Source organism: Pseudidiomarina terrestris (genome assembly GCF_030466375.1).
In the GTDB taxonomy this organism is placed as follows: Bacteria; Pseudomonadota; Gammaproteobacteria; order Enterobacterales; family Alteromonadaceae; genus Pseudidiomarina; species Pseudidiomarina terrestris.
Genome location: NZ_JAGGJE010000001.1, coordinates 920636 through 941063, shown reverse-complemented (window position 1 = coordinate 941063; position 20428 = coordinate 920636). Strand labels below are relative to the sequence as shown.

17 protein-coding genes are annotated in these 20428 nt (G+C 52.4%); 14 read left to right on the top strand and 3 right to left on the bottom strand.

Translation table 11 applies throughout. The annotated features are described in order from the left end of the window. Positions 1-7 precede the first annotated feature (7 nt). Positions 8-1507: a CoA-acylating methylmalonate-semialdehyde dehydrogenase gene (locus tag J6J28_RS04550; protein ID WP_301720131.1), complete on the bottom strand. Its 1500-nt coding sequence runs from the start codon at positions 1505-1507 to the stop codon at positions 8-10. A gap of 122 nt (positions 1508-1629) precedes the next feature. Between J6J28_RS04550 and J6J28_RS04545 the strand changes: the two genes are divergently transcribed. Both J6J28_RS04545 and J6J28_RS04540 read left to right on the top strand, forming a co-directional pair. Next, on the top strand, positions 1630-2523 hold the full coding sequence (locus J6J28_RS04545) for a helix-turn-helix transcriptional regulator (protein ID WP_301720130.1): 894 nt from the start codon (positions 1630-1632) through the stop codon (positions 2521-2523). 9 nt (positions 2524-2532) lie between these two features. Then, a complete protein-coding gene (locus tag J6J28_RS04540) occupies positions 2533-3387 on the top strand; it encodes an EamA family transporter (protein WP_301720129.1) in 855 nt (284 codons plus the stop codon). On the opposite strand, the gene J6J28_RS04535 is transcribed toward J6J28_RS04540, so the two are convergent. Beyond that, positions 3379-4557: an acetyl-CoA C-acyltransferase gene (locus tag J6J28_RS04535; protein WP_301720128.1), complete on the bottom strand. Its 1179-nt coding sequence runs from the start codon at positions 4555-4557 to the stop codon at positions 3379-3381. The two genes, J6J28_RS04540 and J6J28_RS04535, sit on opposite strands and share 9 nt — an antisense overlap. A 144-nt stretch (positions 4558-4701) precedes the next feature. Between J6J28_RS04535 and J6J28_RS04530 the strand changes: the two genes are divergently transcribed. From J6J28_RS04530 to J6J28_RS04480, 11 genes are all read left to right on the top strand, one after another. After that, a complete protein-coding gene (locus tag J6J28_RS04530) occupies positions 4702-5106 on the top strand; it encodes a MerR family transcriptional regulator (protein ID WP_301720127.1) in 405 nt (134 codons plus the stop codon). Between the two features lie 17 nt (positions 5107-5123). Beyond that, positions 5124-6293 carry an isovaleryl-CoA dehydrogenase gene (locus tag J6J28_RS04525; protein ID WP_301720126.1) on the top strand — a complete coding sequence of 390 codons (1170 nt, stop codon included), beginning with the start codon at positions 5124-5126 and terminating at the stop codon, positions 6291-6293. 17 nt (positions 6294-6310) lie between these two features. Further along, positions 6311-7918 carry a carboxyl transferase domain-containing protein gene (locus J6J28_RS04520; RefSeq protein WP_301720125.1) on the top strand — a complete coding sequence of 536 codons (1608 nt, stop codon included), beginning with the start codon at positions 6311-6313 and terminating at the stop codon, positions 7916-7918. Between the two features lie 11 nt (positions 7919-7929). After that, a complete protein-coding gene (locus tag J6J28_RS04515) occupies positions 7930-8718 on the top strand; it encodes an enoyl-CoA hydratase/isomerase family protein (RefSeq protein ID WP_301720124.1) in 789 nt (262 codons plus the stop codon). Continuing rightward, a complete protein-coding gene (locus J6J28_RS04510; protein WP_301720123.1) occupies positions 8715-10682 on the top strand; it encodes an acetyl/propionyl/methylcrotonyl-CoA carboxylase subunit alpha in 1968 nt (655 codons plus the stop codon). The genes J6J28_RS04515 and J6J28_RS04510 overlap by 4 nt, the downstream gene beginning before the upstream one ends. Positions 10683-10684: 2 nt before the next feature. Then, entirely contained in the window at positions 10685-11590 is a 906-nt protein-coding gene (locus J6J28_RS04505; RefSeq protein WP_301720122.1) for a hydroxymethylglutaryl-CoA lyase, read from the top strand. A gap of 18 nt (positions 11591-11608) precedes the next feature. Then, positions 11609-13558: an acetoacetate--CoA ligase gene (locus J6J28_RS04500; protein ID WP_301720121.1), complete on the top strand. Its 1950-nt coding sequence runs from the start codon at positions 11609-11611 to the stop codon at positions 13556-13558. After that, positions 13555-15783, top strand: coding sequence for a putative bifunctional diguanylate cyclase/phosphodiesterase (locus J6J28_RS04495; protein ID WP_301720120.1), 2229 nt, complete (start codon positions 13555-13557; stop codon positions 15781-15783). The genes J6J28_RS04500 and J6J28_RS04495 overlap by 4 nt, the downstream gene beginning before the upstream one ends. A gap of 12 nt (positions 15784-15795) precedes the next feature. After that, positions 15796-17439 (top strand): electron transfer flavoprotein-ubiquinone oxidoreductase, encoded by a 1644-nt coding sequence (locus J6J28_RS04490; protein ID WP_301720119.1) that lies wholly within the window; start codon positions 15796-15798, stop codon positions 17437-17439. An 85-nt stretch (positions 17440-17524) separates the two neighbouring features. Further along, the gene (locus tag J6J28_RS04485) at positions 17525-17929 is read left to right on the top strand and encodes an H-NS family histone-like protein (RefSeq protein WP_301720118.1); all 405 of its coding nucleotides are present in this window, start codon (positions 17525-17527) and stop codon (positions 17927-17929) included. A gap of 183 nt (positions 17930-18112) precedes the next feature. Next, a complete protein-coding gene (locus J6J28_RS04480; protein WP_301720117.1) occupies positions 18113-18742 on the top strand; it encodes a hypothetical protein in 630 nt (209 codons plus the stop codon). A gap of 83 nt (positions 18743-18825) precedes the next feature. Here J6J28_RS04480 and J6J28_RS04475 read toward each other — a convergent pair whose 3' ends face one another. After that, complete coding sequence (locus tag J6J28_RS04475) at positions 18826-19470, bottom strand: hypothetical protein (RefSeq protein WP_301720116.1); 645 nt, start codon at positions 19468-19470, stop codon at positions 18826-18828. Positions 19471-19684: 214 nt separating this feature from the next. Here J6J28_RS04475 and tsaA point away from each other — a divergent pair, with 214 nt between their 5' ends. Further along, positions 19685-20392, top strand: a complete 708-nt coding sequence (gene tsaA, locus J6J28_RS04470) for a tRNA (N6-threonylcarbamoyladenosine(37)-N6)-methyltransferase TrmO (protein ID WP_301720115.1) — start codon at positions 19685-19687, stop codon at positions 20390-20392. Positions 20393-20428: the final 36 nt, after the last annotated feature.

Sequence of the window (20428 nt, the reverse complement as noted above, 5' to 3'; positions counted from 1 at the left end):
CACCTCGTTACTTCAAGTCAATGGTCATGTTCGGACCGTTTACGTCGGCAATGTCACTTTCAAACCAACGGACTGTGATGGTTTTGGTTTCACTATAGAAACGCACCCCTTGCTTACCGTAGGCATGCAGATCGCCAAAGAACGAGCCTTTCCAACCTGTAAACGAGAAGAATGGCAGCGGTACCGGAATTGGGATGTTAATACCGACCTGGCCGACTTCAACTTCATGCTGGTATTTACGCGCGGCGGCACCGCTGGCGGTAAACATCGAGGTACCATTGCCGTATGGGTTCGCATTCACCAGCGCAATGGCTTCTTCGAGCGTATCGGTGCTGGTTGCACACAACACTGGACCAAAGATTTCGTTTTTGTAGATTTCCATGTCCGTGGTCACATCACTGAACATGGTAGGCCCTACCCAGTTGCCGTCCGGGAAGTCTTTCACTTCACAATTACGACCGTCAACTAGCAGGGTTGCGCCTTCTTCCTGGCCTTGCTTAATAAAGTTTTCCACGCGCTGCTTCGCCTGTGGACTAATCAAAGGTCCAAACGCGGCAGCTTTATCGTTCCAGGCTCCCGGACGAACTTTTTTCAGCTCTTCCGCAATTTCAGGGATCCAGTCTTTCGCCGCACCGACAAACACGGCCACGGAAATCGCCATACAACGTTGACCAGCAGCACCTACTGAAGCACCGACCAGATTACTGATCACCTGGCTCTTATTGGCATCAGGCATGATCACACAGTGGTTCTTAGCGCCGGCAAAGGCTTGCACGCGCTTCATGTTCTCAGTACCACGACGGTAGATGTACTGACCGACAGGCACGGAACCAACGAAGGAAATCGCACGAATAGCAGGTTCATCCAGAATAAAGTCGACCTGGTCTTTCGCGCCGTGAATCACTTGCAATACGCCTTTTGGCGCGCCAGCTTGCTCGAACAGTTCAACCAGACGGGTTGGAGTGAGCGGATCCTGTTCAGACGGCTTCAGGATGAAAGTGTTACCGCAGGCAATTGCCAGGGGGAACATCCACAGCGGAATCATTGCCGGGAAGTTAAAGGGTGTAATTCCCGCACACACGCCCAGGGGTTGGGTGTAGCTGTAGGTATCGATACCACGGGCTACGTTCTCCACGGTTTCACCCATCAGCAACGAAGGGATGTTGGCGGCATGCTCAACCACCTCGATACCACGCCAGACATCACCTTTGGCATCATCGAAGGTCTTACCTGTTTCGCTGGCCAGGATCTCTGCGATTTCATCGTGGTGCTCTTTGAGCAACGCCTGGTAGCGCATCATCACCCGCGCGCGCTCGGAAACCGGAGTTTCTTTCCAGGTTAAAAACGCTTCTTTTGCGCTGGCAACGGCTGCGGCCATTTCTTCCTGGGTAGCACATGGCGTCTTCGCGATGACTTCCTGGGTGGCTGGATTGGTCACATCAATCCATTGACTGGTTTTCGATTCGACGAATTCGCCATTAATATAAAGTGGTACTTGCTTAGTCATATGAATTACCTCGTTGTGCTGACTAATGATTTTTATGGCTCGTATTTAAGCATTGAACCGGATTCTTTAACATTAACGATATTGCCCCTATAATGGACAAAATTGTTATTTGAGATTCTTTTATGAGCCAACCATCAAGCTGGCCCCTTCCTGCTGGCAGTTCACGCATCGTATTGCCGCTGGAACTGATCGAGCATCTGGCCCGGCATCCGCTGAGCAAACACTTTTACCCGGTGGCCTACGGCCATTATCTGGCGGCCCGTGGGCACCGCGTTGAGCGTGAGGCACATACCGATCATTTGCTCATATTTTGCCATCGCGGCTGCGGCCATTATCGTGTCCATACCGACCAGGGCGTGCAAAGCGGCAGCCTTCACACTGGCCAGTTACTACTCTTGCCGGCGGGTCTCGCGCATGCCTATCAGGCCGACCAAGACACCCCCTGGAGCATTTACTGGACCCACTTCAGTGGTCTGGAAGCATCACACAGCATGGACATACTTGGTCTGCAACCGGGCCAGTTCGTGCTCAAGTTAGAGAACTGGCAGAGCCTGCTGCCCAGTGTCACTGACTTACTCAACCTGCAGCATCAGCGCTGGCAACGGCAACGGGCTGTACGCGCCGCCACCCTGTTCCAAAATCTTATGGCGCAACTACCGGACCTTGCCAGTCAAGCCCAGCATACTCAGGATTTTGACCTGCTTGCGCTGGAACGGTTCATGCAAGACAATAGTCACCGCAATCTGGACCTGGCAGATATAGCCCAGGTGGCCGGGCTGTCGCGCTTTCACTTTGCGAAAAAATTTAAAGCTGTCACCGGTACCTCACCGATGCGTTACTTTAATGAACTCAAAATTAAATTAGCCTGTCAGCAGCTCGACAGCAGTACCGATTCCGTGCGCACCATTGCACAAAGTCTGGGGTTCGATGACCCCTACTACTTTTCGCGATTGTTTAAGAAAGTTATGGGAATTGCGCCCAGTACGTATCGCGATAGTCACCAACAGCATCTTTAGGAGCTTTACATGTGGATTCTTTGGGCCGTCACTGCACTCTGGGCCGCGAGCTTTTCTCTGATTGGTGAGTTTCTCGCTGGCCAGGTGGATGGCTACATTGCTGTTTTTATCCGCATGGCGTTAGCTTTGCTGTTGTTTCTGCCTTTCTGGCGGCCAGGCCGCTTAGCCCTGCCCAAACAATTGGCATTGGCTGGTATTGGCGCCATACAAATTGGCGTCATGTATCTGCTGCTGTACCACGCCTTTTTGTATTTAAACGTCGCCGAGGTACTGCTGTTTACTATTTTCACGCCTTTGTACGTCACACTCATCGATGAGGTCGTCTTTCAGCGTAAACATCTGCCCTGGTCCTGGTGGAGCGCCGCGGCACTCGCGGTGATTGGTGCAGCAGTGATTCGCTTCAATCCACTGAGCGATGACTTTTTAACAGGCTTTTTCTTAATTCAGGGCGCCAACCTTTGTTTCGCCGCCGGACAGGTCTTCTATAAACGTTTGCCGCTTGGCGATGAGCGCAATCAGATCCACGTGTTCGCGCTGTTTTTTATCGGTGCCACCCTGACCACAGGTCTGGCGATGGCAGCCTTCGCTAACTTTAGCATGCAACCCGCCACGGCCCTGCAGTGGGGCATTTTGCTATGGCTCGGTCTAGCCGCTTCCGGCGTCGGCTATTTAGCCTGGAACCTTGCCAGTAAGCGCGTCAATACTGCCCAGCTGGCGACCATGAATAATATGCTGATCCCCGCCGGGCTATTGGTTAACTTCCTGTTCTGGGGCGATCAGGTTGACTGGTTGCGACTCGCCATTGGCGCTGCCATCCTTGCCAGCGCCGTCTATCTGGCGTCCTTGAAACGCCGCTTAAATTAACTCAACAGCGACCGCGACGGCTTCACCGCCACCGATGCACAGGGACGTCACGCCGCGCTGCTTACCATGACGACGCAAGGCGTGCAGCAAGGTCACCAATAAGCGGGCGCCACTGGCACCAATCGGGTGACCTAAGGCACAAGCGCCACCGTGGACGTTGACCTTGGCGTGGTCCAGTTTCATTTCCTGCATGGCCAACATAGTTACCATGGCGAAAGCTTCATTAATTTCCCACAGGTCGACCTCGTCTTTTTGCCAGCCGACCCGCTCCAGCAGCTTGTTCATCGCGCCAATCGGCGCCACGGTAAACTCGGCCGGCGCCTGCGAATGGGTCGCATGGCCGATAACGCGCGCCAGCGGCGTCAGGCCACGGGCCTTGGCATCACTTTCACGCATCAGCACCAGGGCTGCCGCACCATCGGAAATTGAGCTGGAATTGGCGGCGGTAATGGTGCCATCTTTAGCAAATGCCGGGCGCAGCGAAGGAATTTTCTCTGGCATGGCTTTACCTGGCTGCTCATCAATATTCACTGTGACATCGCCCTTGCGGGTGCTATAGGTCACGTCGATCACTTCATTGGCAAAGGCACCGTCTTCGATCGCGGCCTGCGCGCGGCGTAAAGATTCCAGCGCAAACGCGTCCATGTCTTCACGGCCTAATTTGTATTCATCTGCGGTACCCTGGGCATAACCGCCCATGGCCTTGCCTTCGTACGCATCTTCCAGGCCATCCAGCATCATATGATCATAGATGGCGTCGTGCCCCATGCGGAAACCTGAGCGCGCTTTTTTCAGTAAGTACGGTGCATTGGTCATACTCTCCATACCACCGGCGACCACAACATCGGCAGAACCCACGTGCAGCAGATCATGCGCAAACATGACAGCCTTGAGACCTGAGCCACAAACTTTATTGATGGTGGTTGCACCTGCACTTTTCGGCAGTCCGGCATAAAGGCTAGCCTGACGCGCCGGAGCCTGGCCAATACCCGCCGGCAAAACGTTGCCCATGATCACTTCACTGACATCGTCCGGGCTGAGGCCACTTTCAGCAACCGCTGCTTTGATTGCAGCCGCACCCAGATTGGGGGCATCCACTGCGCTTAAACTACCCTGAAAGCCACCCATAGGGGTGCGCTTTGCGGCAACAATAACTACTGCATCAGACATAAAATCTCCTTAATGAAAATAAACAGGTTAAGAACACCGCCTTGGTCACAAGCCAGGCCAAAACCTCGCGTTTATCTTCTTACCTTTACGTTAACGTCAACTTGATTTAAGCTTAACGCTCTATCAAGCCAGAATGCAAGTAAAATGAACGATATCACGACCTACAGCATCGGCGAACTGGCACGGGAATTTGACATTACCACCCGCAGCATTCGCTTCTATGAAGACCAGGGCCTGCTCGCTCCCACGCGGCAGGGTCAAACACGCCTGTACACCAACAAAGACCGGGTCCGGCTTAAACTCATACTACGCGGTAAGCGCTTAGGGTTCTCCCTGGCCGAGACCAAACGTTTGTTTGATCTCTATGACATGGAAAATAGTAGTGCTCGTCAGTTACTTACGGTTTTGGAGTTGATTGATGACAAGCGTGCATCGCTGCATCAGCAACTGGAAGATATTAAGGTTTTATTGGTCGAGCTCGGCAACCTGGAAGAACGGTGCCGGGACGAACTTAACGATTTGCAGCCATCCGGCGAAGCACAGCAATAAATGACGCAGGAGAAGTTATGATTAGCCAATTTAGCAGTTTAAATTTTGGTTTGGGCGAAACCGCCAACATGATTCGGGAAACGGTAAACGCCTTTGCGCGGGAAGAAATTGCGCCACGCGCAGCAGAAATCGACGAAAAAAATGAGTTCCCAGCGGATTTATGGCAAAAATTTGGCGAACTTGGCCTGCTGGGCATGACTGTGCCTGAAGAATATGGGGGGTCTGGTCTTGGCTACCTCGAACACGTGATCGCCATGGAAGAAATCAGTCGCGCGTCAGCGTCCGTGGGCTTGAGCTACGGCGCTCACTCTAACCTTTGTGTGAATCAGATTGCTCGCAATGGTAACGAAGCGCAAAAACAGAAATACCTGCCGAAGCTCTGCTCTGGCGAACACGTCGGTGCGCTGGCGATGAGCGAACCTAATGCTGGCTCTGATGTAGTCAGCATGAAGCTACGCGCGGACCTGCAGGGCGACCACTACATCCTTAACGGCAACAAAATGTGGATCACCAATGGTCCCGAGGCCGATGTGCTGGTGGTTTATGCGAAAACCAGCCCTGATAAGAACTCGCGCGGCATCACCGCCTTTATTATCGAACAAGATTACCCGGGCTTCCGCACCGCACAGAAACTCGACAAACTGGGCATGCGCGGATCCAATACCTGCGAACTCGTCTTTGAGGACTGCAAAGTTCCGGTAGAAAACGTTCTGGGCGAAGTCGACGGTGGCGTCGAAGTACTGATGAGCGGACTCGATTATGAGCGCGCAGTACTGGCTTCAGGTCCTTTAGGCATTATGCAGGCCTGTCTTGATGTGGTCGTTCCTTATTTACATGACCGCAAGCAATTCGGTCAAAGCATCGGTCAATTCCAGTTGGTACAGGGTAAAGTCGCCGACATGTACACCCGGACCAATGCAGCCCGTGCCTACGTTTATGCCGTCGCGCAAAGCTGTGACCGCGGCGAAACCACGCGTAAAGATGCGGCCGGTGCCATTTTGTATGCTGCGGAACTGGCAACCCAGTTGGCGCTTGATGCCATTCAACTCCTCGGTGGTAACGGCTATATTAATGAGTACCCGACCGGACGCCTGTTACGCGATGCCAAACTGTATGAAATCGGTGCCGGAACTTCGGAAATTCGTCGCATGCTGATCGGTCGCGAACTGTTCAGTGAATCAGCTTAAGCGAAAGGAGCGTAATTGTGACGGTTCTATCCAGCTCAGTGAACACTAAGGACGAAACCTTCCTGGCGAATGTGAAGTCCATGCAAGCGGTCGTCGACGATCTGTTTAAAAATGTCGAAAAAATTAAACAAGGTGGCGGCCCTAAGTATCAGGAACGCCACCTGTCGCGCGGTAAGTTACTGGCGCGGCAACGGATCGAAAAGCTGCTCGACAGCGGCTCGCCTTTCCTTGAGATTGGCCAGTTTGCCGCCTGGGAATGTTACGAAGACGAGGTCCCGGCAGCAGGCGTGGTCGCCGGAATCGGACAGGTTGAAGGCGTGCAATGCATGATCGTCGCCAATGATGCCACGGTAAAAGGCGGTACTTACTACCCATTGACCGTGAAGAAACATCTACGCGCGCAAGAGATTGCCGAACGCTGTCACCTGCCCTGCATCTATCTGGTCGACTCCGGTGGTGCATTCCTGCCGCGGCAGGATGAAGTGTTCCCTGACCGCGATCATTTTGGCCGGATCTTTTTTAATCAGGCCACTATGTCCGCCAAAGGTATTCCGCAAATCGCAGTGGTGATGGGTCTTTGTACCGCAGGTGGTGCTTATGTGCCGGCCATGGCCGACGAAAGCATCATCGTCAAAGAACAAGGCACCATCTTCCTGGCAGGCCCGCCGCTGGTGAAAGCGGCGACCGGTGAAGAAGTCAGTGCCGAGGAACTGGGCGGCGCCGATGTGCATACCCGTATTTCCGGTGTTGCTGATCACTTTGCCATGAACGATGAACATGCCCTTGCTCTGGCTCGTCGGTCTGTCGCGCGGCTCAATTATCAGGCGGCAACGCCAAACACCCCGACACCCGTCAAGCCACCGCGCTATGACAGCAAAGAACTGTACGGCATTGTCGGCACCGACTTACGCAAGCCCTATGATGTGCATGAGGTCATCGCCCGCATCGTGGATGACTCCGACTTTGATGAATTTAAACAAAACTACGGCAACACCCTGGTAACCGGCTTTGCCCGTATCCACGGCTACCCTGTCGGTATTGTTGCTAACAATGGTATTTTGTTCTCCGAGTCGGCGCAAAAAGGCGCGCACTTTATTGAGCTGTGTGCACAACGCAAAATCCCGCTGGTATTTTTACAGAACATTACCGGATTCATGGTCGGTAAAAAGTACGAGGCCGAAGGCATCGCCAAGCACGGCGCCAAGATGGTGACAGCGGTTAGTTGCGCCCAGGTGCCTAAGTTTACCGTCCTCATTGGCGGCAGTTATGGTGCCGGTAATTACGGCATGTGCGGTCGCGCTTATGATCCGACGCTGATGTTCATGTGGCCAAATGCGCGCATTTCAGTGATGGGTGGCGAACAAGCTGCTGGCGTTATGGCTCAGGTCACCAAAGACAACCTGGCCCGTAAAGGTGAAACCATGTCGGCTGAGGAAGAGCAGAAGCTCAAACAGCCGATCATCGAGAAGTATGAGCAACAAGGCCACCCTTACTACGCATCGGCACGACTGTGGGACGATGGCATTATTGACCCGGCCCAGACCCGCACCGTATTAGGCCTGAGCCTTGCTGCTGCCAACAATGCCCCGATTGCCGACACTAAGTTCGGCGTGTTCCGGATGTAACAGGAGTTGCCATGAGTTATCGCTATATTACGCTCAACGTCGCTGATCAGGTTGCGACCTTGACGCTAAATCGTCCTGAGGTACATAACGCCTTTGACGATGTCATGATCGGCGAGCTACTGGACGCCTTTGACACCATCGAGCAGCATCAGGATTGCCGCATGGTTGTGCTTGCCTCAACGGGCCGCAATTTTTCTGCCGGTGCCGATTTGGGCTGGATGCGCTCCATGGCGGACAAAAATTACGATGAAAATATTGCCGATGCCAAACAACTGGCACAGTTAATGGAACGCCTGGATCAACTGAGTAAACCAACGCTTGCTCTGGTGCAAGGCGCAGCCTTTGGCGGCGCTGTTGGCCTGGCCGCATGCTGTGACATTGTGCTGGCGGAAGAACGCACCAGTTTTTGCCTGAGCGAAGTCAAAATTGGCTTGATTCCGGCGGTCATTAGTCCCTACGTGATGCGCGCCATCGGAACTCGTCAGGCCCGCCGCTACATGCTTACAGCAGAGCGTTTTGCGGCACCGGAAGCATTACAAATGGGCTTGGTCCACGAAATCGTCAGCGATTTTGACTCTGCCCTCGAACGCTATCGCGATACACTACTGAGCAACAGCCCGGCGGCGGTCACAGCAGCCAAGCAGCTCATCGCCGATCTCGACCAACAGCCTATCGATGCTCCCCATCAGCGCCTCACTATTGAGCGTATTGCTGAAATACGTGTTTCAAGTGAAGGCCAGGAAGGATTATCCGCGTTTTTAGAAAAGCGCAGCCCTAATTGGAAAAAGGATTCGCAATGATCAACAAGTTGCTAATTGCTAACCGCGGCGAAATTGCCTGTCGCATCATGCGTACGGCGCGTGAACTCGGTGTTGCTACTGTCGCCGTCTACTCGCAAGCCGACCGGCACGCGCAACACGTGCTGATGGCCGATGAAAGTGTCTTTATTGGCCCCGCACCAAGTGCCGAGAGCTATCTGGTCATTGACAAAATTATTGCCGCAGCAAAACAAACCGGGGCCGATGCCATTCACCCGGGCTATGGCTTTTTGTCTGAAAATGAAGGTTTTGCCGATGCCTGTGCGGATGCCGGTATCATCTTTGTCGGACCGCCCACCAGTGCGATTGCCGCGATGGGCTCAAAAAGTGCGGCCAAGTCGATCATGAGTGAAGCTGAAGTGCCACTGGTGCCTGGCTATCATGGCAACGAACAGAGTCTGCAAAAGCTTGCTGAAGAAGCCGATAAAATCGGCTATCCGGTGCTGTTGAAAGCAGCTTACGGTGGTGGTGGTAAAGGCATGCGGGTGGTCGAAAAGGCCAGCGAGTTTAAAGCCGCATTTGACTCAGCCAAACGTGAAGCACAGGCTTCCTTTGGTAACGACAAAATGCTGGTTGAAAAATTCATCACTCAGCCGCGCCATGTCGAAATTCAGGTCTTCTGCGATCAACACGGCAATGCAGTCTATTTAGCTGAGCGTGACTGTTCGGTGCAACGTCGCCATCAGAAAGTCATTGAAGAAGCTCCTGCTCCGGCACTAAGTGAGCGCACCCGCGAAGCCATGGGCGAAGCCGCGATACGCGCCGCTCAGGCCATTGATTACGTTGGCGCCGGTACCGTCGAGTTCCTGCTCGATATCGATAATAGCTTCTACTTCATGGAAATGAACACACGCCTGCAAGTTGAGCACCCCGTCACGGAAATGGTGACCGGCCAGGACTTAGTCGCGTGGCAATTGTTAGTCGCAAGTGGTGATACCCTGCCACTGAGTCAGGATCAGCTACAGCTGTCAGGACATGCCTTTGAGGCGCGGATTTATGCCGAAGATCCCGCCAACGATTTTCTCCCTAGCACCGGAATACTGCACCATTTGCGTACGCCGGAAACTTCCGCAGTGGTGCGCATCGACAGTGGCGTTATCGAAGGCGACGAAGTGAGCGCCTATTACGATCCTATGATCGCCAAGCTGGTGGTCTGGGGTGAAAACCGTACCATTGCCCTGCGCCGCTTAATTCGTGCGCTTGATGATTATCGTATTGCCGGCGTTCGCACTAACATCGATTTCTTGCGCAGTATTGCCCGGCATCCGGATTTTCAACGCGCGGAATTGACCACGCGCTTTATCGAGCATCATCATGATGCCCTCTTTAGCAGCACCGCCGATCGCGCTATCGAAGACTACGCGGTGCTCGCCGCGCTTGCCGAAAACCTGTATGAACAGCAACAGGCATCAGCTTCGGTCTGGCAGCAGCTGCGCGGCTTCCGCGTCAATCAGAACGATCAGTTCGGGCTCGAGTTAAAACATGACGACACGGAACTGGCTGTACAGCTTCGTCAACGCGATGGCGATTGGTACAGCAATTTCGACGACAGTGCCTGGCAAGCAAAACTGGTCGGCGACCGTTTGCAAGTAACCCGCGACGGCCATCAGTTCTTCGTCTATGTTATGCCAACGGCACATGATATTACGGTATTCTCTGCCGAACGAAGTGTACGTTTCGCCCGCCACTTGGTGGCCGATACGCTCATCCAGGAAGCTGGCGAAGGCTCAATGACGGCACCGATGAACGGCACTATTGTTGAGGTGCTGGTGAAACCCGGCGACCGCGTAGAAGCCGATCAACCCTTGCTGATTATGGAAGCTATGAAAATGGAATACACCATTCGTGCGGCCTACGCAGGGGAAGTCGAACAGGTCTTTTTCGCCGCCGGTGATCTGGTGAGCGACGGCGCTGAACTGTTGAGCATTGCCGCAGCTGAGGAGTAACTATGAGTGACAGACAGATAAAACTGGTCGAAGTCGGTCCCCGCGACGGCTTACAGAATGAGCAGGCAATTCCTGTCAGTGCCAAAATTCAACTGGTCAATGATCTCACCGCTGCCGGCGTGAGTTACATCGAGACGGGCTCCTTTGTCAGCCCTAAGTGGGTGCCGCAGATGGCCGATAGCGGTGATGTTTTCGCCGCTATCGAGCGCAAAAAAGGCGTCACCTACGCAGCCTTAACACCGAATCTGAAAGGCTTTGAAGCCGCGCGTGCAGCGGCCGCGGATGAAGTTGCTATTTTTGGCGCTGCATCAGAAAGCTTCAGCCAGAAAAACATCAACTGCTCCATTGCTGAGAGCCTGGCTCGCTTTGAGCCGGTGCTGGAAGCGGCCAAAGCGGCCAACCTGAAGGTGCGTGGCTATGTCAGCTGCGTACTCGGTTGCCCGTATGAAGGCGACATTGCCCCTGAACAGGTCGCCTGGGTGGCGGAAAAGCTTTTCGCTATGGGCTGCTACGAAGTGTCACTTGGCGACACCATTGGCGTCGGTACACCGCTTAAAGCACAACGAATGCTGGCGACGGTGGCTGAGAAAGTACCGATGCAGCACCTCGCCTTACACTTTCATAATACCTACGGACAGGCCCTTGCCAATATCGCCAGTTGCTTACCGCTGGGCGTCCGTACTCTTGATAGCGCAGTCGCCGGGTTAGGCGGTTGTCCCTACGCCAAAGGCGCCAGTGGCAATGTTGCCAGTGAAGATGTCGTCTACATGCTGGAAGGCATGGGCTATGAAACTGGCATTCACCTGCCGCACCTGATCAGCGCCGGACAACGCATCTGCGCGAGCTTAGGTCAGCAGCCGCGCTCACAGGTTGCCCTGGCTGAAATAGCAAAACAATCGAACCACTAATTTAAAGGGAGCCCGAAAATGAATAACAAAATGATGTGGCAACCCTCCGCCGACCGTGTTGCAGACGCACGCATGACGGATTTCCTGCAACATGTGAACAGCAAATTTGGCCTGGCCCTTAGCGACTACCATGAACTGCATAGCTGGTCGGTCGCACAAAGCGCCGACTTCTGGCGCTACCTTTGGGACTACCTGGAGGTTATCGGCGAACCGGGCAGCATGACCGTCAAAGATCCTGAGCAAATGCCAGGCGCCAGCTGGTTTCCGCAAGCACAGCTTAATTTTGCCGAGAACCTGTTGCGTTACAAAGATAGCCGCGATGCCTTGGTTTTCCGGGGCGAAGACGGCAGTCGCCAGGCCATCAGCTATAACGAATTGCACCGCCAGGTTGCAGCCGTTGCCCATCAACTGCGACAACAGGGGGTGGGCAAAGGCGATCGGGTCGCGGCGATGATGCCCAATTGCATCGAAACGATCGTTGCTATGCTGGCCACCACCAGCCTTGGCGCTATCTGGTCATCCTGCTCTCCGGACTTCGGTGTGCAAGGTGTGCTGGACCGCTTTGGTCAGATCGAGCCGAAGGTTTTCCTTTCCGTTGATGGTTATTTTTATAATGGCAAATGCCTTGATATCAGCAGCAAAACCGAAGCTATACGGGCCCAGCTGACCAGTGTCGAGGTGTTCGTGCTGGTGAAGTTTGCTGATGTTGAGCAGGCCAGCCAGCAAGATAACCTGTGGTGGCACGATTGGGTCGACCGCAGCGCGCCCACCGCGCCTCTGCAGTTCACCCCAACCGCGTTCAACGACCCGCTTTATATTATGTTCAGCTCAGGCACCACAGGTGTACCCAAATGCATCGTCCACGGTGCCGGCGGCACCCTGCTGCAGCATTTGAAAGAACAAGCGCTACATACCAATTTAAGTTCTGACGACGTGTTCTTTTATTTTACAACCTGCGGTTGGATGATGTGGAACTGGCTGGTGTCAGGACTCGCGCAAGGCGCAACACTGGTATTATTTGACGGCTCGCCGTTTGCACCTGCGCCTGAAATTCTGTGGGATATCGCTGAACAGGAAAAAATCAGCGTATTTGGTACCAGTGCAAAATACCTCTCAGCCCTTGAAAAAGCAGAGTGCAAGCCTGGCCAAAGTCACGATTTGAGTGCCCTGCGCACTATTTTGACCACAGGTTCGGTACTGGCACCTGAAAGCTTTGATTATGTTTATCGTGATATCAAAGCTGATCTCTGTTTGTCCTCCATATCCGGCGGCACCGACATCGTCTCATGTTTCGCGCTGGGCTGTCCGACGCTGCCAGTCTATCGTGGCGAATTACAGTGCCGGGGGCTCGGGCTGGACGTGCAGGTTTTCAATGATAAGGGGCAACCGGTCCAGGGTGAAAAAGGCGAGCTGGTTTGCCGTAACAGCTTCCCATGCATGCCTATCGGCTTCTGGAACGATGACGACGGTCAACGCTACTTTAATGCCTACTTCGCACGCTTTGATAATATCTGGGCGCATGGAGACTACGCCGAACTCACTGAACACGATGGTGTCATTATTTACGGCCGTTCTGATGCAGTACTGAATCCAGGTGGCGTGCGCATCGGTACTGCAGAAATTTATCGACAGGTAGAGAAAGTGGATGCGGTGCTTGAGAGCATCGCCGTCGGCCAGCAGTGGCAGGACGATGAGCGGGTCGTGTTATTCGTGCGACTGCGCGATGGCGTAACACTTGATGCCGAGCTGGAACAAGAGATCCGTCGCACCATCCGTGCCAATGCCACTCCGCGTCACGTGCCGGCGGTCATTGCGCAAGTGCAAGATATTCCGCGCACCATTAGTGGCAAAATCGTAGAACTTGCTGTGCGTCAGGTCATTCATGGCGAGGAAGTCAAAAATACCGACGCTCTGGCAAATCCTGAAGCCTTAATTGAGTTCGCTAACCGTAGTGAGCTTAACGCATGATTCGTGGACGATGGCTGCTGCTGCGCAAACTGCTGCTGATCGCCGTAACAGGCATCGTCCTCACAATCCTGGCCGCGCAAGTGGTATTGCATTCAGAGAACAAGGCCATTGCTGCCCGCTTAAGCGAAGATACCCGGCAACTGGAAGAACAGTTCCGCCAGGTCTTGCTTACCTATGCGTTTGCCACTGAGTGGACTGCGCGTAGCCTCGCCCGGGAACCAGAGCAGCAGTTGCAGACATTAGCGGATGAAGCGAATGCGCTGTTTCTTTACTATCCATCGTTACAGCGCATTCTGGTGCTCAATCATCGCTTTGAGCCGGTCTTTTCCCGGGCTGCCAAAGGTCAGCCGGTGCTGGGCGCTACCGAATTTAGTGACACGCCAATCGCCAGTAAACTTGCGCAGCAGCCGCTGCGGCCACATGCGCAAAGCGCTCTGGCAGGTTCGCTAGCTGAGGCACCTGAAGATATCGTGTTAGCAGCCGGTTACAGCAATACTGATGAGGCCAACTTTTTAACCTTAGTGGTTGATATTCACCGGCTATTCGATGATCTGGTTCGCAGTGAAATTACCGAGGGCTACCAGGTTGAAATCAGCATGGATAGCCAAGCCATCTATCGTTTTGCCGGGACCGATGAATTACGCGCGGAATGGGCCGTTGAACGCCCGCTCAAATTTGCCTCGAACGAATGGCAACTGCACCTTTGGCCCACGCGCGAGCGCCTTGACGCCATGTATTCAGCCAGTGTGTTGCTGGTGCTGTTTGGTGGCGTTCTGCTCAGCCTTGGCGGACTTTTTCTGGGCTGGCGTTCCCATCTGCTGCAGCAGCGACTGCATGCCCGTCAGCAACTGGTGAAACATGCCACGCAGCAATTAAGACATATGCATGACACCGAGGACCGCCTGCTGTTTTTATCGGATCATGATGCCTTAACCGAATTACCCAATCGTAACGGCCTGCTGCGTTATCTGGAACAGCAGCTGGCTGAGGCGCAACAACAGTCATCGCCACTTGCCGTCATGGTGATCAGTATTGATTCATTTCGCGAATTAAATCACGCTCTTGGACACCTCATCGGCGACGAAATCATCAAGCGAATCGCGTTACGTATTCAAAAAGCACTCCCGGTTGGGGCTTTTATTGCCCGTACCAGCACGGAAAGCTTTGTGGTCGTTACCAGCAGCGCCGATGACAACACCAATCTGGCGCTCGCTGAGTCGATCCGGCACTCTGTTACGCCACAGCTTTTTATCGAACAACATGAGATTTACTGTTCGGCCTCGATCGGTATCGCCTATGCCAGTGACGCCGACTATGAGACCGACAGCATCCTCTACAATGCCGACAGCGCACTCTACAGTGCACGTCAGCAAGGTTATTTTGGTATCGAGTTCTATCACAGTGAACAGCAGCTCGAACTGAAACAACGGCGGCAGCGGCTGCAAGCGCTACGCCTTGCCTTAGAGTCTGAGCAACTGGAACTGTATTACCAGCCGGTGGTGCAACTGCGACAGTCCAGCATTGTTGGCGTTGAAGTCTTATTGCGCTGGCGTACCCCCAACGGTGAGCTGATCGAACCCCGTGCCTTTCTTGAGCTTATGGAACAAACAGGGCTGATTTTTTCAATTACTGACTTTATTTTCAAAACCGCCTGTCAGCAATTGGCACTCTGGCAAAAAGAGCAACAGCGCAGTTTAACGATAAGTATTAATCTATCCTTACGGCAACTGACCATGCCAGAGTTACCTGAACTGGTGACCCACTACCGTAAACGTGCACAGCTAAGCGCTGAAAGCATCCAGCTGGAATTCGATGAGTCGGTTTATCTGCAACTCTGCCGCAGCCACAAAGTGACCGTGGAACAGCTAAAGCAACTCGGAATGCGCGTATGTGTTAACGTTACAGGTGTCAGTAATTCATTACTTGAAGCCATTCGTTACTGCCCTCCCCACGTGTTAAAAATTGCGCCGGAGCTCATTGCAGAGATGCCTAACCAGGCAGTACCGACTGAATTGGTTGAAAGTATTATCCGACTTGCTCACAATCTTCGTTTGCAAGTCATCGCGGTGGCCGTCGAAGAACAGCAGCAGGTAGATTTCCTCTTGCAACGAAATTGCGTGCTCGCCCAAGGTCATTATTTAGCCCCGGCATTGCCGGTAGACAAGTTAACGGCTCTGTTGCAACAGCCCTTTACCGTGCAGCAGCAACGCCCATCAGTGTTATAACAGGAGTCCATTATGCAACGCGAAAGTATGGAATTTGATGTCGTGATTGTCGGCGCGGGTCCAGCAGGCCTGGCCACCGCATGCCGACTGGCACAGTTAGCCCAGGAACAAGACCAGGAACTTATGATCTGTGTCGTTGAGAAAGGTTCAGAGGTCGGTGCCCATATCCTTTCCGGTGCCGTGTTCGAGACTCGCGCTCTGGATGAATTATTCCCTGACTGGAAAACCCTCGGCGCGCCACTAAACACAGCCGTAAAAGACGATCAGATCTTTTACTTTAAGAATGCTGAGTCGGCGACCCGCCTGCCCAACTTCATGGTTCCCAAAACCTTTCACAATAAAGGCAACTATATTACCAGTATCGGTAACTTAAGCCGTTGGCTGGCCGAGCAGGCCGAGGGCATGGGTGTTGAGATTTTCCCTGGCTTCCCGGCGGCCGATGTCATCATTGAAGATGGTAAAGTGGCCGGTGTTATCACCGGGGACATGGGCATCGACGCGCAAGGTGAGAAAAAAGATGGCTATGAGCCAGGTATGGAGCTGCGCGCTAAGTACACCGTCTTTGCCGAAGGCTGTCGCGGGCATTTGGGCAAACGCTTACAAGCCGAGTTTAACCTTGCCGAAGACGCCTCGCCGCAGCATTACGCGATCGGTTTCAAAGAGATCTGGGATGTTCCTGCAGAGCAGCACGATGAAGGCATGGTGGTACACAGTACTGGCTGGCCGCTCAGCAAAGATGCCACCGGCGGTGGCTACCTGTATCACGCCGAAGACGGCCAGGTGTACGTGGGGCTGATTGTGGACTTGAATTACGCCAACCCTTACCTGAATCCGTTTCAGGAGTTCCAGCGCTTTAAAACCCATCCGGAAATCGCCAAAGTACTTAGCAAAGGTAAACGCGTGACCTATGGGGCACGGGCAATCACCAAAGGTGGCTTCTATTCACTACCGAAAATGACCATGCCTGGCGGCGTCTTAGTCGGCTGTAATGCCGGCACGCTGAATTTTGCCAAAATCAAAGGCAACCACACCGCAATGAAATCCGGTATGTTAGCCGCTGAGTCCCTGTTTGAAGCACTGTCTGCCGGGGAATCGCAGACCGAACTGACGCAGTTCACCGAACATTTCAAAGCATCCTGGCTCTATGAGGAACTGTACCGGTCGCGGAACTTTGGCCCTGCGGTACATAAATTCGGGACCTGGTTGGGCGGCGCTTATAACACCCTTGACCAGAACTGGTTCGGCGGTAAATTACCGTTCACCATCAAAGACGAAACGGCAGATTATAAATGCACCGGAAAGGCTGTCAGTTACGAGCCTATTGATTATCCCAAGCCTGATAACAAATTAACGTTTGACCGGTTATCGTCGGTGTATTTATCTAATACCAACCATGCCGAAGATCAGCCCTGTCATTTGAAATTAGAAGACGCTGATATTCCTCTTGACGTGAATCTCCCCGAATACGCTGAACCCGCTCAACGCTATTGTCCGGCAGGCGTTTATGAAGTGGTTGAGGAAGAAGGTAAGGCCGTATTTAAAATAAACGCTCAGAACTGTATTCACTGTAAAACTTGCGATATTAAAGATCCGAGCCAAAATATAACTTGGGTAACGCCAGAAGGGACAGGAGGTCCTAATTACCCAAATATGTAAGCTATTGCAGACGGCAAATTAAGATTGCCGTCTGCTATTATTTTCGATTTAATAAACCTTCTTCAATAAATAACTGGAAAACATCATGAGTGACTTTTTAGATATTCTGACACACGGACGTCGTCTGAAAGCTGCTGTAAAGGAATTATCTATCGCTGAATTAGAATCTGTAGAAAAAAAATTGGCTAAAGTCATTGAGGATCGCCGTGAAGAGGAAGCGGAGCTAAAGCAACAAGAAGCTGAAAAGCAACGTAAAATACAGGAATTACGCAAAGCCATGGACGATGCCGGTATAGGTCTCAATGATCTGGTTGATGGCCCTTTACCAAGCGCAAAGAAAAAACAAAAACGTGCGCCCAAGCCACCGAAATATGCCATTATCGGTGCCAACGGCGAACGGGTCACCTGGACCGGCCAGGGCCGTATGCCAAATGCGCTGAAAGATGCTTTAGCCCAAGGTGATAATTTAGATAAGTACTTAATTAAATAACCGCAATAGCCATTATTGGTATTAAAAAAGCCTCAGCGTTTGCTGGGGCTTTATTCTTATGCGTTCGCTTGTATCCCCGCCACCTGAAAACTTAATAGTTTGAAAAATAGCCTCATCTTTCCTACGCTTTTAAAGCTGGTTCATATTTATTTAACTCTGCGTGGATAACAAGGAGGACTATCTATGAATACCTTTAAGTGGGCAACAATTGCCTCAAGTTTATTACTTACAGCACCTGCATTGAGCCAAAGCCCTTATCTGCAACCTGACGATACCTGGATTCAAATTAGTGGTACCGTGCAATCTGTTTCAGCGGATAGCTTTGTACTCGATTATGGTGATGGCACTGTCACTGTAGAAATGGATGATGGTGACCGCGATGCCGATGCCTACAAACTGTTACCCGATGATAACGTCACTGTCTCAGGTCTCATTGATGACGACTTCTTCGAAACCACAACCATCGAAGCAAGTAGCGTTTATGTCGAATCCATCGGCACTTACTTTTATGCAAGTAGCATCGATGAAGAAGAGCGAGTCTATACCTTCACGGTACCATTAGTTATTTCTGAAACAACTCTGCGCGGCACAGTCGCAGAGGTTGATGCCATGGCCGGCGAATTCCAGCTCAACACTGGCCAGCGCATGGTGACCGTAGAAGTCGACGAGATGGCCTACAATCCTATTGATGACGAAGGTTATCAGCAGGTCGGACTGAACGATGTGGTCAGCGTCACCGGTCACATCGACACTGATCTCTTTGAAGGTAGAGTCTTTGAAGCCGATTACGTAACGACGTTAATTGATAATTAATAGTGGTTCTCTGGTAACTGCTATAAATAGCAAAAAGGCGCCTGCAGGCGCCTTTTTTATTGCAGCGGGGTACGGTACTGCCGTTATTGAATTTCAACCCGTATTTCACCGATACCAACATCAATATTCACACGGGCATCCCCTTGCCCGCGAGCTTTTCCTGACGCGCTGATAAAGTGGCGCTCGTTCGAAGTGCTGTCGCCGCCGGCGATCTTAACTTCACCGATACCTACGTCTGTTTTAACATCCGCGATCGCGCCAACCAAAACCAGATCAACTTCGCCCACACCCAAATCAAGGTTCATATCTGCAGCATCGAGCGTGCCACTTATTTCCCCGACGCCAAGATCCAGTTCGACCGAGGCGATCTGTGGTAAGCGGATGACCCAGTCGATTTTGATATTTTCCTGTTCAGGCACCCGTAAATCGAGCCTCGTGCCTTTTTGTTCGGCGACCAACTCCGCCCGCTCCAGCTCCGCTTCACCAAAAAACTTACCGTCGGTTTCTTCAATAGTGAGTTCCACTTCTAAATCTGAACCGCTACTACGTTCAAACTTTACGGTACCCACACCGAACTCAATACTGAGTTCCGTCGCGTCAGAAACACTGTAAGAAGCTTCAATTTTCTTTTCATGTGCATTCGCTACACTCGCCAGTGGTAAACTTAATGCCGTTACTGAGGCAATTAAAAATAAAGCTGAAAACCAAACCGTTTGTTGACGTGTCATGTTAAATCTCCCACATTTCTTAGTTAATTATTAATCGGTCGTTCAAGTCGTCTATTGAAACTATGAAGATGTATATGCAGATAACGTGCCAAAACTAGGTTTTTGTTATTTATTAGCAACTTACAAACAACAGCGGCCACCGCAAGCAATTCTAAGTTCGCCAATTCCGCAATTTTATGTTGAAATTCGCCAATCAGACCAAGCAAGCAGAGCCATGACCTACTCACTCGAACCCATCGGCGAGATTCGCTCGCCCTACACGGAAAAGTTTGCGGTGCCCCGTCAGCCAGGCCTGGTTACTGCGGCCACCGCGACCATCGTGCTTAACGGTGACTACGCAGTGCCGGAAACCACCCGCGGGCTCGACGGTTTTAGTCATATCTGGGTGTTATTCCTGTTCCACCAGAACCTCGCTCAAGGCTGGCAACCGCTGGTGCGCCCGCCGCGACTTGGTGGCAATCAGAAGATCGGCGTGTTTGCCACGCGCTCGACCTTCCGACCCAATGGCATCGGCATGTCGGTGGTCAAGCTGCTCGGCATTGAACAACAGCATCAGCAGACACTCTTGCATGTTGAAGGCGGTGATTGGGTGCAGGGAACACCGGTTATCGACATCAAACCTTACGTGCCCTACGCCGATGCCTTACCTGAGGCGCAAGCAGGCTTTGCGCAACATGCACCTGCTGCGGCGATGAATGTCCGGTTTTCCAGCGCAGCAAAGTGCAGTATCGAACAGCTTGCCGACAGCTATCCACAGCTCGAGCAACTGATCACCCAGGTGCTACAACAAGATCCGCGACCCGCTTACCACCAGCAAAAAGCAACAGATAAGGTCTACGGTGTCCGTCTGTATGATCTCAATGTGCAGTGGCAGGTCGAAAATAACGAAAATCACGTGATAAACATCAGTAAAGCCTTTTGACTAGGTGCTGCTGCTGATAGAATTTCACTCTATCTA